This window comes from Streptomyces sp. V4I2 (assembly GCF_030817655.1).
GTDB lineage: Bacteria > Actinomycetota > Actinomycetes > Streptomycetales > Streptomycetaceae > Streptomyces > Streptomyces plumbiresistens.
Genome location: NZ_JAUSZM010000003.1, coordinates 9995722 through 10010403, shown reverse-complemented (window position 1 = coordinate 10010403; position 14682 = coordinate 9995722). Strand labels below are relative to the sequence as shown.

The window sequence follows — 14682 nt, the reverse complement described above, 5'->3', positions numbered from 1 at the left end:
CATGGGGGGATCTTTGCGACATGCAGAGACAAGGTTGTCAACCGGGCCGGATGTGTGCCCACGCAACGGGACGCCAACTCGACGGCCAGTGGGGATTTTGCCTCTGTTGACTGGCCCTTCGGGCTTCTGGCCGTCTTGGCGGGCAAGATCGGCTGAGCCCGAAGGACGCAGAGCAGAGGACTGGCGCATGGGTGAGGGAGACGGTGGCCGGCGCGGGTCTACGCCGTGGCCGTCGCGGCACTGCTGGCCGTGGCAGGGACCCTCTACGCGTCGGGCGTGGATCGCGTCGACGATATGGGCAAGGTGATCGGCGTGATCGGCGTGGTCGCCGCACTGCTCGGCCTGCCGCCGCTGCTCGTAACCGCCTTCCGGTTCCAGCAGGGTGCACCCGGTGAGGCGTCACTGGCAGACGCCGCTGACGCTCTGGCGGTGGCGGTACGGCGCCAGTGGGAGGCGGAGGCAGAGGTGCGGCGGCTGAACTATCCGTACCCGCTGCCGGTCTACTGGTCCGCAGCCGACCGCGAGTTGACGGTGACCGGACTCGTCCCGGCCGGTGGGGGGTCCCCCACTACGGCATAGGCCAGAAATGCGCCTTACGCCCGGTTGGGGACTATTTCCGTACCTCCGTACCTCCGTAAGAGATCGACTCCCATGAACCATGGGCCGGCGATGCATCGGCCGTACTGGTCACGGATGGACGGTCACAACCCCTGAGTTGGCCGCGAGGCTGTGCAGGCGGCGCAGCGGGAGCAGGCCGCGGCTGCGGCGTGTTCGCTCTCCGGATCTGGGCGGCGCGAGCAGGAGCGCCGCCGCCCTGATGCCGCTCGGCCTGTGGCTCAGCTTGGGGCAACAGGCGTGATGTGGCTCAACACGCAGAGCCAGCGACCGTCTCGTTTCACGAACACGTCGGTCGTCCACTCGTCCGCGTCGTAACGCGTGCCTTGGTAGTGGGCTGTGTTCGTCACGCGTCCGGTGATAACCGCCGTACCGTTGTAGACGCGAACCCTTGGTTGCGTCACGAGTTCCATCGCCGAGTGGGCCAGCTCCCCGGACTCGACGAGGGAGAGGAACTGCTCCTTCGAGGCGACGCCCGACTCGGAAACGATCACCCACTCGTCAGCCATGAAGTCGGCGATACGCACGGGATCATTGGCGACGATCGAAGCAGCCCAGTCCGTCACCAGGCCGATCAATCGAGCGTCTGCCGCATCTTCGCCTGGCGCCTGCGGGTCCGAATACGGTCCTTCGTCCACGTCCCGACCGTAACCGCGACAAGCCGACTCGGCGAGGGCAACACGCGCCGGGCTGTGCCCTGTGCCACACCGGCAGGCCCATCATGCAGGGGGTCGCGACCGCGGTTCCATGATGACTACGGCTATGCATCGTCCGGCTGTGCCCCGTGTGGTGGCAACCGGTTCCGTACCCTGGCAACATGCGCATGCGCCCCACTGTGAGCTGGACCCCTGCCGACGACCTGCCGCCGGGCACCACGGATCTGGAGCCGGTCGCCGGTGCGCTGAGCACTGGTGGGGTGCTGGTACTCAGCGGGGCGGGCATCTCAACGGAGTCGGGCATCCCCGACTACCGGGGCGAGGGCGGCAGCCTGAGCCGGCACACTCCGATGACCTACCAGGACTTCACCGCCAGCGCCCAGGCCCGGCGCCGGTACTGGGCGCGCAGCCACCTCGGCTGGCGCACCTTCGGTCGCGCCCGCCCCAACGCCGGCCACCGGGCCGTGGCCGCGTTCGGGCGGCACGGCCTGCTCTCGGGTGTGATCACCCAGAACGTCGACGGCCTGCACCAGGCCGCCGGCGCCGAGGGCGTCGTGGAACTCCACGGAAGTCTGGAGCGGGTCGTCTGCCTTTCCTGCGCCGCCTTCAGCCCGCGCCGCGAACTCGCCCGGCGGCTGGAGGAGGCGAATGCGGGCTTCAAGCCGGTGGCCGCCGCAATCAACCCGGACGGTGACGCCGACCTCACCGACGACCAGGTCGGGGACTTCCGCGTGCTGCCCTGCACGGTCTGCGGCGGCATCCTCAAACCGGACGTGGTGTTCTTCGGCGAATCCGTTCCGCCGCAGCGCGTCGAACACTGCCGCACACTGGTCCGTGAGGCGGCCTCGCTGCTGGTCCTGGGCTCCTCTCTGACGGTGATGTCCGGGCTCCGGTTCGTCCGCCAGGCAGCCGAGGCCGGGAAGCCCGTACTGATCGTCAACCGAGACCCCACCCGAGGCGACCGGCACGCCGTCACCCGGGTCGCACTCCCGTTGGGCACCGCCCTCACCACCGTAGCCAGCCGACTGGGCCTCCCCGTCGACGACGACGAGGAGGCGGCCGGGCGAGGTAGTGACGGGGTACCCGGCCGGTGATGCTGTGGCTCTCGGTGAGAGGAGCGGGTGATACGTGAGCATGCCGTAGCGGCCGTTACGGGGGTGGCACCAGCGGCGTTATGTTCCCGGCACTGACAACCGCTGAGCGACGCCGACCTGCACAACAACAGCGAGCCCCACCCCGCAACATGCGGGACGGGGCTCGTATTCGAGCGCCGGGCAGGCCTTGCACCTGCATCTCCCCGCAGGAAGCGGGACGTCTTTCCTTGGACCACCAACGCACCACCGGGCGCCATGAGTTGTAGCGGCCAGCTCAAGATCAATCATAGCGGACCTTGCCGCTTGCCAAGCCCGAGGCTCGCGTTTGTCCGCAGCCTGCCGACGGGCCGCCGACAGGCATGACGGTCGCCGCCACCGGCGCGATGACCGGCGCACTGGAATAGCTCAGCCGCAACCAGATGAACGAACTCAAGAGGCCGACCGACTCCTCGTTCCCTGATCCGGTCACCAAACCCGGCACCGACATTACGATGGAAGAGTGACGGTCAAGTACGAGTGGCGGGGTGACTTCGACAATGCCGCCCTCAACGCGCTCCACGCTGACGCCTTCGGCCACCCGATCGCTCAGACGGACTGGCGAGAACGACTTGAGCGCCACAGTCTCGGCTGGGTCTGCGCCTGGGAAGACGGCTCTCTGATCGGCTTCGTCAACGTCGTCTGGGACGGTGGAGCCCATGCCTTCATCCTGGACACGATGGTCGCACAGCATCGCCGGGCAAGAGGTGTTGGCGCCGCGCTGGTCGCAACCGCAGCCCACGAAGCCCGCGCCGCACAGTGCGAGTGGCTCCACGTCGACTTCGAGGAGCACCTGCGGTCGTTCTATTTCGATGTCTGCGGCTTCAAGGAGACGGCAGCCGGTCTGATTGCTCTATGACGCCGTGGGCAAGCAAAAACGGACCCCTGCGGGGCGAGGCCAGGGGCTGCTATTCGCCGCCGGGGCGGATCGCAGGGCTCTCACCCGCAGCACGTCCGGGGCGAACGCGGCTGGCAGCGGCAGCTGCGGTACCCGTGGCGCAGCTCCCTGTCGTAGTCGCGCTCAGTGCCGCGGCGCCGGCGGCGATGATCGGCATGCTCCGGCCGTCGATCGCCGGCGTCTACGAGTCGGCCGACTGAGCACCCACGAGCCCTGCGGCGTGATGCCGACCGGGAGGACCTCGAAACGCGCCGGGTCGAGGTTCGCGAGTAGGCTCCCCGCCCGACGCAGGACACGGAGTGCTTCGTGCTCTGCCGCCGAACACCACTGTCGCGCGGATTCCCACTTAGCTGGCCATGGCGCCGGACCCTCCTACTGCATGTCGACTGCCCTGCGCGGCTGCCAGGAACCGCCGAAGCACCGGGCTGTAACGGCTCGTGACGCGCTGCGCTGGGAGACGTTCACGGCGGCGCGGCGGCGTGCTGGTCGCGGCAACCGGGTGCACTGCGACCTCATCCAGAACGCCGCGGGGGGTCCGAGCCGACAACATCCGGGCCCTGGAGGCCGATTCGGACTGTCTGCCGAGGGAGCGACCGGATGGTGAGGTGGCCGCACACCTGCGGGCCGGGCGGGCCTCGTCCCGTGCGATGGAGCGTGAGGCTCCCCGACTCAAAGGGACTGGGCTGTCTCGCAGCGTCAGACCCTCGTGGGGTGTCCGGCTGAGCGTGGCCGACACGGCAAACGGGTGATGTGGCGACCGCCTCGCTGTAGTGGGTCGTTGAAGAGGTATGGAAGCCTTCGGTAACTGCCCCGAACCCGACCCCGACGCCCGGCCTGCCGTCCATGAAGTAGACAGCTGCGTGTGGTGCGGACAGCTGCGCGAGGCGGACGCCCGGGCCCGGCCGGTGCCGGCTGCGCAGGGGAAACGTTCGCCCGCGCCCTGGCTGGTGCCGCCGGGACTGCCCCCGCGTCCTGCGCAGGCCGACGAATGACGGCGGTGCGGACGGTGATGGTCACGCTGGCTGCGGTCACGATCGTCGCTGCGACGGTGTCCGTCGTCCTGACGGGATGATCCCATCCCATGCGGCACCAGGTCGACAACGACAACAGGGCGCTCCCGTCTTCACCGTCGCCCAGTTCGTCACGCCCTTCCGACGATCGATGCTTCGGCGGATGAGACCACGACCTCCCGTATGCGGCGGCGATCGCGCGTCCACGCGTTGATGGTAGAAGTTTTCCCGGCGCCGATCCCGCCCCGCTCCCCGTTGCCCGCCACCGCACCCGGAGCGGCCTGACCGACCCTCCACCACAGCGGCTGCTCGGCAAGGTCGTTGTCGTCACCCGTGCGGCCGGCGGCAAAGGCGCGGCGGAAGCCGAGGCACTGACCGGGGAGGGCGCCCGAGTGATCGCCACCGACGAGGCGAACCTCCGCGGGACGCCGCTGGGCCGCACCGGGACCTTCGCCGCATCGCCCCGCTCGTGGTGTTCCTGGTGTCCGACGACGCGTTCTTCATCATCGGAGCGGAAATCCCGGTCGTCAGCGGCCTCACCACGCACGCCGGCGCCAAGCCGATCTCGGAGGCCCTGCGCACAGACGCCCTACACAGACGCCCGAGCAGTCTGATGCAGCAGGCCGCAACTGCGTACGCTGCCGTGATGACGAGACATCCGGATTTCGGCGTCCTTCTGCAGCGACTGGCGGATCACAGGAAACTCGACTTCAGCCTTCTCGCCCGGCGGGCCGAGGTCGAGGATTCCGAACTCCGGGCCGTACTGAGGGGCACGCCTCCGGAACCGGCACTGCTGCGGAGGCTCGCGTCCGTGCTCGGATACTATGCCGCGGACCTTTTCGTCCTTGCCGGAGCACCGGTGCCGGAGGACCTCGCACCGCTGGATGCCACAGCGGTGCCCTTGGTGCCCCAACTCGTGAGAAGCGCCGTGTCGTTGCCGCCGGAGGGCAGGCGCGAGTTGATCCGTTTCGTGCGGTCGTTGCCGCAGGAGGACCGCACTGTTCCAGGTCGGGCCCTACAGCCGTATGAGCAGTACCAGCCGAGCTTCGGCGCAGTACTTCTGCAGATGCTCGCCAACCGGAACCTGTACTGGACGGGGGCGGTCCAAGTCATGTACGAACTGTCGGGCCTGTACGTGAGTCCGTCCACGATCGGTGGAGTCGGGCGCGGCAAGGTAGAGCTGACGCGTGACCTGCTGGCCGATTTCGCTGTCGTGCTGGGTATCCCCCTAGGCCCTGTCTGGAATTCGAATCACGAGTGTGGTGCGATGCTGCGGAGCCAGAGCATCGCACCACACAGGTGCAGTCCGGCCTCGTAGCTCTCCGGGGTCTTGTCGTACCGGGTAGCGATACCGCGCCAGTTCCGCAGCCGGTTGATGCACCGTTCCACGGTGTTGCGCTCTTTGTAGAGTGTCGCGTCGTGCGAGACTGGCCGCCCGCCGGCCCTGCCACGCTTCTTGCGGTTCGCAGCCTGGTCGGCCTTCTCCGGGATCACGGCTCGGATCCCGCGTTGTCGCAGGTAGCGGCGGTTGCGTCGGGACGAGTACGCCTTGTCCGCGGCCACTGCATCCGGCCGGGTCCGCGGGCGCCCGACCGGGCCGCGCACTTTCACCCGTTCCAGGACCGGGGCGAACTGCGGACTGTCGCCGGCCTGCCCGGGCGTGAGGACGAACGCAAGCGGGCGACAGCGTCGGTCGGCCGCCACATGGATCTTGCTCGTCAGTCCGCCCCGGGAACGCCCCAGCTCGGCGGCTTTCAAGCGGGCCCGGTGTCGTCGGTGGACCCGTCGCCGCTCGACGCGCGCCTCGTCCTCGGCCTGTCCGTCCTGCGTTCTTTGCTCCTTGTCCTCGCCCCCTTTTCGGCCTCGACGGCCATTTCCAAGGCCGCCAACTGCTCGGGGTCCAGGGCCATCCCGGCGGCGTGGTGGTGGGCCCGGGCGGTCGCAGAGTCCACGCTGACCAGGCCCAGATCAGCCTGGCCGCGGGCAGCGGCCTCGGCGATCACTGTGTGCATCAGGTCCTGGAAGACGCCACGCGTCGCCCAGATCCGGAAGCGGTCGTACGCGCTCTGCCAGGGCCCGAACTCGGTCGGCAGGTCACGCCAGGGGCTACCGGTCCGGAACCGCCACATCACCGCGTTGAAATGTTTCCGCAGGTCGGGGATGGGCCCAACCGCGGCAATCGGGAGATGGGGCTCGATCAGGGCCCACTGCTCATCGGTGAGATCGCCTCGCGCCATGACTGACGGCCTATCAAGACCGAGCCCCCGCGCGCAGGCGATCTACCGAACTCCTGATCCGAGCTCCAGACAGGACCTAGGAGACCTGGTGGCGATGGCCGGCCCTGTCGGCGAGACCAATACCCAGTTGGGCGACCGTGTCCCGCGGCAGCATAGGGCCGGTCCCGATATGGCCGTCCTCATCGCGGAGCTTCGGCGGCTGAGCGCTGAGCAGGTCCGACAGGCCGGCACGAAGGCGGAAGCCTGGTTGCGCTGACCACCGCATCCTGCCGTCCGATCGGGCCATCGGGGACCGGGGGACGTCGTTCCATGGCAGTGGACGGGGCCTCACCCGACCTGCACTCGGCAGCCCCTCAAAGCCGGTCCACGCAGCCCGAGGCCGAAGCGCCACCGCGCCTGACGCCAGGCGGCATCGGCCTCCTCTCATCGGCCTCCTGATGAGCTTCCTCATCGTGCGCTGGTACCTGTCGGCCCACCACCGGGACAACCCCGGCGACGGCTGCCCCAACGCCGCCTTGCTCTACGAGATCGGGCGCTCCGCGGACGCAACCAGGCAGGCCTGCACCGACGGCCGCTGGTTGTCATCGACGGCTTCGCCGCCCGCCTGGCACCCCGCGATCCGCCGTCGGCGCGTGTGAAGTCCCTCAGCCTTCTAGGCATGTTGGCCGAGAGCTGCTACTCCCCCGCGCCCTGACCGACCGGTGCAGCTCGCCGACGAACTCCTCGAACAGGGCATCCGCAACGCCCTCGCACTGGTGGATGCCGAGCAGCACAAGTGAGACACCAGCCGCAGGGTAGTGATTTCCGACGGGCTCCCGCCATGGCGCACGTGCACCGAATCGCCGTCCTGGCCGTAGACGGGGTACGCGCCTTCGAACTGGGCATTCCCGACCGGGTCTTCGAGGCGCAGACGGCCGCTACGAGGTCCTCACCTGCATAACCACCCCTGCCTCGGATCCCCCCAACAAGGGATCAGGGCCCCTTGGCAGCTCGATGTCGCGAATGCGATCCGAGCACCAACGGGCCCCGTTGCCGCTGCGCCGAGCGCCCTGCTACATGTTGATCATGTGGCCCGCGAGGCCGTGGACGGCTTCCTTGACCGCCTCGCCCAGGGTGGGGTGGGCATGGACGTTGCGGGCGACCTCGTGGACCGTGAGGTCCCACTGCTGGGCCAGGGTCAACTCGGGGAGGAGTTCGGTGACGTCGGGGCCGATGAGGTGGCCGCCGAGGAGCTCGCCGTACTTTCCGTCGCTGATCAGCTTCACGAAGCCGGTCGCGTCGCCCAGGCCGTGAGCCTTGGCGTTCGCGGTGAACGGGAACTTGGCGACCTGGACGTCGAAGCCCTTCTCCCTCGCCTGGGCCTCGGTGTAGCCGAAGCTGGCGATCTGCGGCTGGCAGAAAGTGGCCCGCGGGATCATCACATAGTCCAGCTCCATGGTCTCGGCGTCCGCGATCGTCTCGGCGGCGACCACGCCCATCGCCTCGGCGGCGTGCGCGAGCATCAGCTTCGCGGTGACGTCCCCGATGGCGTAGATGTGCGGGACCGAGGTGCGGCAGCGTCCGTCCACGTCGATCGCGCCGCGCTCGGTGACGCGTACGCCGGTGTTCTCCAGGCCGTAGCCGGTGACGTTCGGCGCGAAGCCGATCGCCTGCAGGACCTTGTCGGCCTCCAGGACCTGTTGGGCGCCGTCCTTGCCGGTGACCGTGACGCGGACCTGCGGGCCGGACTCGTCGATCGACTCGACGCGGGTGGAGGTGAGCACGTCGATGCCCAACTTCCGGTACTGCTTGGCCAGTTCGGCGGAGACCTCGGCGTCCTCCAGCGGGGCGATCCGGTCCAGGAACTCGACGACGGTGACCTTCACGCCGTAGTTGTGCAGCACGTAGGCGAACTCGACGCCGATGGCCCCGGCGCCGGCGATCACGATCGACTGCGGCAGGTCCTCGGCGAGGATCTGCTCCTCGAACGTCACCACGCGCGACGTACGGCGGGTGCCGGGCAGCAGCTTGGGGCTCGCCCCGGCGGCGATGATGCAGTGATCGAAGCCGATGGTGCGGGTGTTGCCGTCGTAGTCGGCCACCTGGAGCGTGTGCGGGTCGAGGAACGTGCCGCGACCGCTGATTTCCGTGATCTTGTTCTTCTTCATCAGGTAGTGGACGCCCTTGACCCGGCCGTCCGCGACCTTCCGGCTGCGGCGGAAGGCCTCCCCGTAGTCGAAGGAGACCTCGCCCTCGACCTTGATGCCGAAGGTCTTCGCCTCGCGCGTGAAGATGTGCGCGAGCTCGGCGTTGCGCAGCAGGGCCTTGGTGGGGATACAGCCCACGTTCAGGCAGACCCCGCCCCAGTACTTCTCCTCGACGACCGCGACGCGCTTGCCCAGTTGGGCGGCCCGGATGGCGGCTACGTATCCGCCGGGGCCGGCGCCGAGTACGACGACGTCGAAGCGCTCACCCTGCTCGTCCATGGACGGCTTCCTTTCCACTGGGGCGGCCGGCTCCCGCGAGGGGCCGACTCGCTCCCGATCGAACAACCTGTTCATCAACTCGACAGCGGCGGCACGCGCCACCGCCCGCCGCAGGGGAGCCGGCGGAGGACGAGGGAGGCGCCCATGTGTTCACCATCTCGGCAGCGGTCCCCGGACATCCGCTTCAGCGCCCCGGCGCCGTGATCTATGCCCGCGATCCTGCGCTTTCCCACGGCTCCGTCCGCCTTTCGGAGACCTTGCCACAACGCCACCGACCGACCATGAGTCATTCACTGACCTCAGGTCATTGAATATACGATGGTCGCATGCGAGCGCCAAACCGACGACAGATGTATGCGGAGCAGACCCGGGCAGACCTGGTGGCGGCCGCACGGAAGCTGTTCGTGGCCAACGGGTTCGCGGACACGTCGGTCGAGGCCATCACCGGGGCGGCTCTGGTGAGCAAGGGCACCTTGTACCACCACTTCCCGGACAAGAAGGCGATGTTCGCCGAGCTCTACACGGAGCTGATTCAGCAGGTCGGCGTCCTGGCAGACGCAACGTCCGAGGCGATCCGTGCGACACCGCACCAACCCGCCATGGCCGCGGTGGCCGACCTCACGCACGCATTCCTGCGGCGAACCATCGACGACCCCCTGCACCGGGAGCTGATGGCCCAGGCGCCCTCGGTCCTGGCAGGCCAGTACCGGCACATCAACGACACCGTCGCCCAGCCTCCGATCGAACGGCTGCTGACCGTTCTGGCCGAACGCGGTGAACTGCAACCGGACGTTCCCGTCGCCACTGTCGCCCGCCTGCTGCTGGCCGCCCTGTGCGAGGGCAACCAGATCATCGCCGCCGCGGCGGACCGGGAGGACGCCCTCACCAGGACGTTCCGCGCGATCACCCTGCTGATGTCCGGCCTGGCGGCTGACGGCATCAGCGCCCGGTCGACCTGAACCGGCGTCTCGTGGAAGGCGCCGACGCTCAGCAGTCCTCCTCGGTCAGCCGGCCCGGAACTACCGTGCCGCTTCGTCCTCGATGTCGCGGACCAACTCGATGGCCCGGCCCAGGGTGGCGAGTCGGGCGTCGAGGCTCTCGCCGGCGGGGTAGAAGCGAACGGTGTCGACGCCGGCGTCGCGCCACACGCGCAGCCGTTCCCGCACCATGTCCTCGGTTCCGATCAGCGTGGTCGCCAGCACCATCTCGTCGGTGACCAGGTCTGCCGCGCCGTCCCGGTCCCCGGCCTGCCAGCGGGTCCGGACCTCGGCCGCCACCTCGGCCCATCCCTGCCGGCTGTAGGCGTTGTTGTAGAAGTTCGTGGTCGCGGAGCCCATGATGGACGGCCCCGCGATCGGCCGCGTCCTGGTGTCCAACGCCGAGGGCTTCGCGCCCGGCGACTACGTGGTGCATGTCCTCGGCTGGCGCGACCACGCGGTCCTCGACGCGGCGGGCGCCCAGAAGGTGGATCCGAATCTCGCACCGCTCACCGCCTACCTCGGTGTGCTCGGCGTCCCCGGCCTCACCGCTTACATCGGGCTGGAGCGGTTCGCGAAGATAAAGGAGGGCGACACGGTCTTCGTCTCCGGCGCGGCGGGCGCCATCGGCACCCAGGTCGGTCAGATCGCCAGGCCGAAGGGCGCCGGACGGGTGATCGGCAGCGCGGGCTCGGACGAGAAGGTCAAGCTGCTCATCGAGGAGTACGGCTACGACGCGGCGTTCAACTACAAGAACGGGCCGGTCGCCGAGCAGCTGGCCAAGGCGGCGCCGGACGGCATCGACGTCTTCTTCGACAACGTCGGGGGCGAGCACCTGGAGGCGGCGATCGGCGCACTCAGGCTGCACGCACGGATCGTCCTGTGCGGGATGGTCTCGCAGTACAACGACGAGAAGGTCGTCGGGCCGCGCAACCTGTGGAACCTGTCCGTGACGCGTTCCGACATCCTGGCGTTCATGTTCAGCGAAGAGCTCGACCTCCAGCCGGACTTCGTCCGCGAGGTCGGCGGCTGGCTCGCCGAGGGCAAGCTCCGCTACCGCGAGACCGTGAGGGAGGGCCTCGACGGCACCTTGGACGCCTTCCTCGCGCTGATGCGGGGCGAGAACGTCGGAAAGATGATCGTCAAGCTCTGAGTCCGCCTTCACTGGACCGTGAAAGGGCCTGCCGTACGTACGGCAGGCCCTTTCACGTTGATCCTGGGCACGGTCGGCGTGCCATGGGCGGACGCATCGCCTCAGCGCAGAGCGCTTGCGCTCACCGACTCTCCCTGTTTAGTATTACAGTCATACTTCAATAATCTACTTCACCAGGAACCTCCATGGACCTCTCCACCAGCACCGCCCTTGTCACCGGAGCCAACCGGGGCTTCGGCCGGGCCCTCGCCGCCGAACTGCTCAGCCGCGGCGCCACCGTCTACGCCGGCGCCCGCAACCCCGACCAGGTCGACCTGCCCGGTGTCAAGCCGATCGCGCTCGACATCACCGACCCCGCCTCCGTCGCGGCCGCCGCCGAGGCCACCGGCGACGTGACCATCCTGGTCAACAACGCGGGGTCCTCCACCGGCGCCGACCTTCTCGCCGCGGACCTGGACGACATCCGCCTGGAGATGGACACCCACTACTTCGGCACCCTGTCCGTGACCCGCGCCTTCGCACCCCAGATCGCAGCCAACGGCGGCGGGACGGTCCTGAACGTCCTGTCCGGCCTGTCCTGGGTCAGCTTCCCGGAATTCGGCGCCTACTGCGCCGCCAAGTCCGCGGAATGGTCACTCACCAACGCCCTGCGCCTGCAACTCGCCGACCAGGGCATCCGCGTGGCCGGCCTGCACGTCGGCTACATGGACACCGACATGGTCCGGGCCGTCGACGCGGCCAAGTCCGACCCGGCCGACATCGCGCGGATCGGCGTGGACGGCATCGCCTCCGGCGCGTACGAGATCCTCGCGGACAACGCCGCCCGCCAGGCCCAGGCCGCGCTGGCCGGAGGCGTCTCCGTGCTCTACCCGCAGCTCCCCTGAGGGCCGGCCGCCCAGGAACCCGCACCGAGCCGGTGGATGCCGGTGCTCGCTGCCGCAAACGCCGTGCCGTCGCCCGCCGGCATGCACGTCCGTTGATCCGTCGCCACGTACGTCTGCCAGCGGAACGTCGTGACTCCACCCACGACTGAAGTCGCGGGCTTCCTGCGTCGGTGGCTAAGCACCGTCGCAGAGGACCAGCCCGGCCCTGTAGAGCACGTTCAGTGCGCCCACGCGGTCGGCGTTCTCCACCAGGCCGCACTTGACGCACTCGAACTTCGCTTGGGTGACGCGGTTCTCCTTCGCCACGTGCCCGCATCCGCCGATCTCGGGTGGGCACGTGCGGGAGGTGTTGCGGGCGTTCACCGGGATCACGCGGCGAGCGGCACTCTCAGCCTTCTGCGCCAGGATTCCCAGGAAGATGCCCCAACCAGCGTCCAGGATACTGCGGTTGAGTCCGGCCTTCGCAGCGGCTCCGTTCGGGAGGAACGCGCCTTCCTGCTCGGGGTCGGGCTTGGGCGCCGGGGCCTTGGTCATCCCGGCTGTGTTCAGCCTCTCATGCCCGATCACGTCGTGTTCGCGGACCAGGGCGAGGGCTGTCTTGTGGTGGTGGTCGAGTCGTTGACGCCGGATCTTCGCGTGCAGCTTCGCGACCTTCCGCGCTGCGGCGCGGTGCTTCTTCGTCCGGCGCCGGGTGCGCTTGGGGAACGTCGAAAGGTGCTGCTGCGCGGCCGTCAGTTCTTCGGCCATCGCCTCCAGGAACTTCGGGTTCTCCTGGTGGACTCCGCCCGAGTCGGTGAAGAAGTGCACGGTGCCCATGTCGATGCCGACGATGCTGCCGGTTGCGGGCAGAGGCTCGGGCGGAACCTCGTCGCAGACCAGCACGACGTACCAGCGTTTACCTTCGCGCTTGATGCTGATCGTCTTGACCCGGCCGCGCACGGGCCGGTGCTGGTGCACGCGGACGTGACCGACTCCTTGGAGACGCACGCGGGTCTGCGGATCGTGCGGGGTGGAGTCCCAGCGGCAGCCGTCGCCGTCCTTCGCAAACGTGACGGTGTCGAAGTGGCCAACGCCCTTGAACCTGGGGTAGCCGGGTGTCAGACCGGCCTTCACGCGCCGGAAGAAGGCTTGGAACGCCTTGTCCAGGCGCCGCAAGGTTGCCTGCTGGCTGGAGAAGGACCAGCATCCATGACGCTCCGGATCGAACGCCCGGATCTCCTTGAGCTGCGCGGACTGGTCGCCGTACTTGACGCTCGTCTTCGAACTGTGCCGGTAGGCATCCCGGCGTTCCTGCAACGCACCGTTGTAGAGCGAGCAGTGATCACGAAGCATGTCCCGAAGGGCCGCTTCCTGCCCGACTGTCGGCCTGAGAAGGAACTTGTAGGCCCGCATCAAGAGCGGGCCTCCTTCTTCCAGGGGCGTTCCCACTGGGTGTTGATGTACTTCTCCACGGTGGCCGCGCTGACCGCGCCAACCGAGGCAGCGAAGTACGACGACGACCACAAAGTGGGCATCCGCGACTTCAGGTGCGGGAACTCCGCTCGCAGTACGCGGGAGGTGAAGCCCTTGAACTGGTTCGCGACGTACGAGGCGGACGATTTCGGGTCGTGCTTGACGAACAGGTGCACGTGGTCCGGCATCACCTCAAGGGCGATGATCTCCCACCCGCGCTCGTCTGCCTTGTCCCGGATCAGTTCGTCCAGACGTTCCGCGACCCGGCCGCCGAGGACCGGGCGGCGGTACTTCGGGCACCACACCACGTGGAGGCCGAGGTCGTACACGCCGCCGGAGAATCGGCGAACATTCCTGGTCACAGTCACACGATCATTATACACATGCCGCAGGTCTAGCGCGGCAGAAGGGCGGTACAGGTGAACAGTGCAGATCCGTGCACAGAGTTGAGGTCAGAGCAGCCCAGAGAAGCCATTCCCCACCCCGCTAAAGCGGGGCGTCCCCTGGCTAGATCCTGATGGAACAGCACCGCAAGCAACCGGTTCGGGGCGGCAGCGCCGTCTGGGCCGTGATCATCACCAGCATGGCCGGATTCATCGCCGCGCTCGACAACCTGATCGTCACCACCGCCCGCCCCTCCATCCGCGAGGACCTCGGCGGCGGCCTCGAGGACCTCGAGTGGCGGTGAGCGCCTACACCCTTACCTTCGCGGTCCTGGTCATGTTCGGCGCGTCCCTCGGTGACCGCTTCGGCCGCCGAAGACTGTTCGCCATTGGCCTCGCGATCTTCACCGCGGCCTCGGCCGCGGCCGCGCTCCGAGGAGCAGGGCATCGCCTCCGGTGCCAACAACGCGATCCGTGAGGTCGGCGGGGCCATCGGTGTCGCGTCGCTGGCGGCGGTGTTCTCCGCCCAGGGCGGCTACCGGTCCGCGTCACTGTTCGTGGACGGGCTGGTCCCGGCGCTGTGGGTCGGGGCCGGTGCGGTCGGCCTGGCGGCGGCCCTGGCCTTGCTGCTGCCCCGGCAGCGCAAGGCCGATGGCCCGGCTGCCGGCCTTGCCGCGGGAGATGCTCCGGCCGGCGTCCCGGTCGCGACCTGAGGCTTGGACCGAGGGGCGGCCCAGCCGGTCACGGCTGGGCCGCCCCTCGGCCTGTCCTGCCTTCCAGGCACCTTCGCCGTGCGGGGTCATCACACCGTGGTCGAGGGCC

15 protein-coding genes and 2 pseudogenes are annotated in these 14682 nt (G+C 68.6%); 10 read left to right on the top strand and 7 right to left on the bottom strand.

The window, feature by feature from the left end; genetic code table 11:
• Positions 1-225 precede the first annotated feature (225 nt).
• Positions 226-579 carry a hypothetical protein gene (locus QFZ76_RS46785; RefSeq protein ID WP_307679411.1) on the top strand — a complete coding sequence of 118 codons (354 nt, stop codon included), beginning with the start codon at positions 226-228 and terminating at the stop codon, positions 577-579.
• Between the two features lie 257 nt (positions 580-836).
• Here the strand turns inward: QFZ76_RS46785 and QFZ76_RS46780 are convergent, their stop codons facing one another.
• Positions 837-1253 (bottom strand): nuclear transport factor 2 family protein, encoded by a 417-nt coding sequence (locus QFZ76_RS46780; protein WP_307679410.1) that lies wholly within the window; start codon positions 1251-1253, stop codon positions 837-839.
• A 179-nt stretch (positions 1254-1432) separates the two neighbouring features.
• Here QFZ76_RS46780 and QFZ76_RS46775 point away from each other — a divergent pair, with 179 nt between their 5' ends.
• A complete protein-coding gene (locus QFZ76_RS46775) occupies positions 1433-2365 on the top strand; it encodes an NAD-dependent protein deacetylase (protein ID WP_307679409.1) in 933 nt (310 codons plus the stop codon).
• 280 nt (positions 2366-2645) lie between these two features.
• Here QFZ76_RS46775 and QFZ76_RS46770 read toward each other — a convergent pair whose 3' ends face one another.
• Entirely contained in the window at positions 2646-2798 is a 153-nt protein-coding gene (locus QFZ76_RS46770; RefSeq protein WP_307679408.1) for a hypothetical protein, read from the bottom strand.
• 66 nt (positions 2799-2864) lie between these two features.
• Between QFZ76_RS46770 and QFZ76_RS46765 the strand changes: the two genes are divergently transcribed.
• Entirely contained in the window at positions 2865-3260 is a 396-nt protein-coding gene (locus tag QFZ76_RS46765) for a GNAT family N-acetyltransferase (protein WP_307679407.1), read from the top strand.
• 1518 nt (positions 3261-4778) lie between these two features.
• Positions 4779-5627, top strand: a complete 849-nt coding sequence (locus tag QFZ76_RS52020; RefSeq protein ID WP_373464464.1) for a hypothetical protein — start codon at positions 4779-4781, stop codon at positions 5625-5627.
• On the opposite strand, the gene QFZ76_RS46755 is transcribed toward QFZ76_RS52020, so the two are convergent.
• Positions 5561-6546 (bottom strand): IS5 family transposase gene (locus QFZ76_RS46755; RefSeq protein WP_373464362.1). Its coding sequence is split into 2 segments (ribosomal slippage): positions 5561-6136 and positions 6139-6546, totalling 984 coding nucleotides; the frame shifts between segments, so codons are not numbered across the junction. The two genes, QFZ76_RS52020 and QFZ76_RS46755, sit on opposite strands and share 67 nt — an antisense overlap.
• Positions 6547-6983: 437 nt before the next feature.
• Here QFZ76_RS46755 and QFZ76_RS46750 point away from each other — a divergent pair.
• Positions 6984-7184: a hypothetical protein gene (locus QFZ76_RS46750; protein WP_307679406.1), complete on the top strand. Its 201-nt coding sequence runs from the start codon at positions 6984-6986 to the stop codon at positions 7182-7184.
• A 414-nt stretch (positions 7185-7598) separates the two neighbouring features.
• On the opposite strand, the gene lpdA is transcribed toward QFZ76_RS46750, so the two are convergent.
• Positions 7599-9011, bottom strand: coding sequence for a dihydrolipoyl dehydrogenase (lpdA, locus tag QFZ76_RS46745; RefSeq protein ID WP_307679405.1), 1413 nt, complete (start codon positions 9009-9011; stop codon positions 7599-7601).
• A 326-nt stretch (positions 9012-9337) separates the two neighbouring features.
• Here lpdA and QFZ76_RS46740 point away from each other — a divergent pair, with 326 nt between their 5' ends.
• Positions 9338-9970 (top strand): TetR/AcrR family transcriptional regulator, encoded by a 633-nt coding sequence (locus QFZ76_RS46740; protein ID WP_307679404.1) that lies wholly within the window; start codon positions 9338-9340, stop codon positions 9968-9970.
• A gap of 60 nt (positions 9971-10030) precedes the next feature.
• On the opposite strand, the pseudogene QFZ76_RS46735 reads toward QFZ76_RS46740, so the two are convergent.
• A pseudogene (locus tag QFZ76_RS46735) lies at positions 10031-10348 on the bottom strand (LLM class flavin-dependent oxidoreductase); the annotation flags it as partial.
• On the opposite strand from QFZ76_RS46735, the gene QFZ76_RS46730 reads away from it, so the two are divergent.
• Positions 10347-11141, top strand: a complete 795-nt coding sequence (locus tag QFZ76_RS46730; RefSeq protein ID WP_307679403.1) for an NADP-dependent oxidoreductase — start codon at positions 10347-10349, stop codon at positions 11139-11141. The pseudogene QFZ76_RS46735 and the gene QFZ76_RS46730 sit on opposite strands and share 2 nt — an antisense overlap.
• A gap of 185 nt (positions 11142-11326) precedes the next feature.
• On the top strand, positions 11327-12025 hold the full coding sequence (locus QFZ76_RS46725) for an SDR family oxidoreductase (protein ID WP_307679402.1): 699 nt from the start codon (positions 11327-11329) through the stop codon (positions 12023-12025).
• A gap of 174 nt (positions 12026-12199) precedes the next feature.
• On the opposite strand, the gene QFZ76_RS46720 is transcribed toward QFZ76_RS46725, so the two are convergent.
• Together QFZ76_RS46720 and tnpA are read right to left on the bottom strand one after the other, a co-directional pair.
• Positions 12200-13420: a transposase gene (locus QFZ76_RS46720; RefSeq protein ID WP_307679401.1), complete on the bottom strand. Its 1221-nt coding sequence runs from the start codon at positions 13418-13420 to the stop codon at positions 12200-12202.
• Positions 13417-13839 carry an IS200/IS605 family transposase gene (gene tnpA, locus QFZ76_RS46715; protein WP_307680337.1) on the bottom strand — a complete coding sequence of 141 codons (423 nt, stop codon included), beginning with the start codon at positions 13837-13839 and terminating at the stop codon, positions 13417-13419. The genes QFZ76_RS46720 and tnpA overlap by 4 nt, the downstream gene beginning before the upstream one ends.
• A 155-nt stretch (positions 13840-13994) precedes the next feature.
• Here tnpA and QFZ76_RS46710 point away from each other — a divergent pair.
• Together QFZ76_RS46710 and QFZ76_RS52015 are read left to right on the top strand one after the other, a co-directional pair.
• Positions 13995-14293, top strand: a pseudogene (locus QFZ76_RS46710) (MFS transporter); the annotation flags it as partial.
• Positions 14250-14573: a hypothetical protein gene (locus QFZ76_RS52015; protein ID WP_373464585.1), complete on the top strand. Its 324-nt coding sequence runs from the start codon at positions 14250-14252 to the stop codon at positions 14571-14573. The pseudogene QFZ76_RS46710 and the gene QFZ76_RS52015, both read left to right, overlap by 44 nt.
• The last annotated feature ends 109 nt before the right edge of the window (positions 14574-14682 follow it).

Excerpts from the sequence above, each read along its gene's own strand:
- QFZ76_RS46730 (WP_307679403.1), top strand. The coding sequence starts at position 10,347 with ATGATGGACGGCCCCGCGATCGGCCGCGTCCTGGTGTCCAACGCCGAG.
- QFZ76_RS46725 (WP_307679402.1), top strand. The coding sequence starts at position 11,327 with ATGGACCTCTCCACCAGCACCGCCCTTGTCACCGGAGCCAACCGGGGC.
- QFZ76_RS46740 (WP_307679404.1), top strand. The coding sequence starts at position 9,338 with ATGCGAGCGCCAAACCGACGACAGATGTATGCGGAGCAGACCCGGGCA.
- QFZ76_RS46750 (WP_307679406.1), top strand. The coding sequence starts at position 6,984 with ATGAGCTTCCTCATCGTGCGCTGGTACCTGTCGGCCCACCACCGGGAC.
- lpdA (WP_307679405.1), bottom strand. The coding sequence starts at position 9,011 with ATGGACGAGCAGGGTGAGCGCTTCGACGTCGTCGTACTCGGCGCCGGC.
- QFZ76_RS46775 (WP_307679409.1), top strand. The coding sequence starts at position 1,433 with ATGCGCATGCGCCCCACTGTGAGCTGGACCCCTGCCGACGACCTGCCG.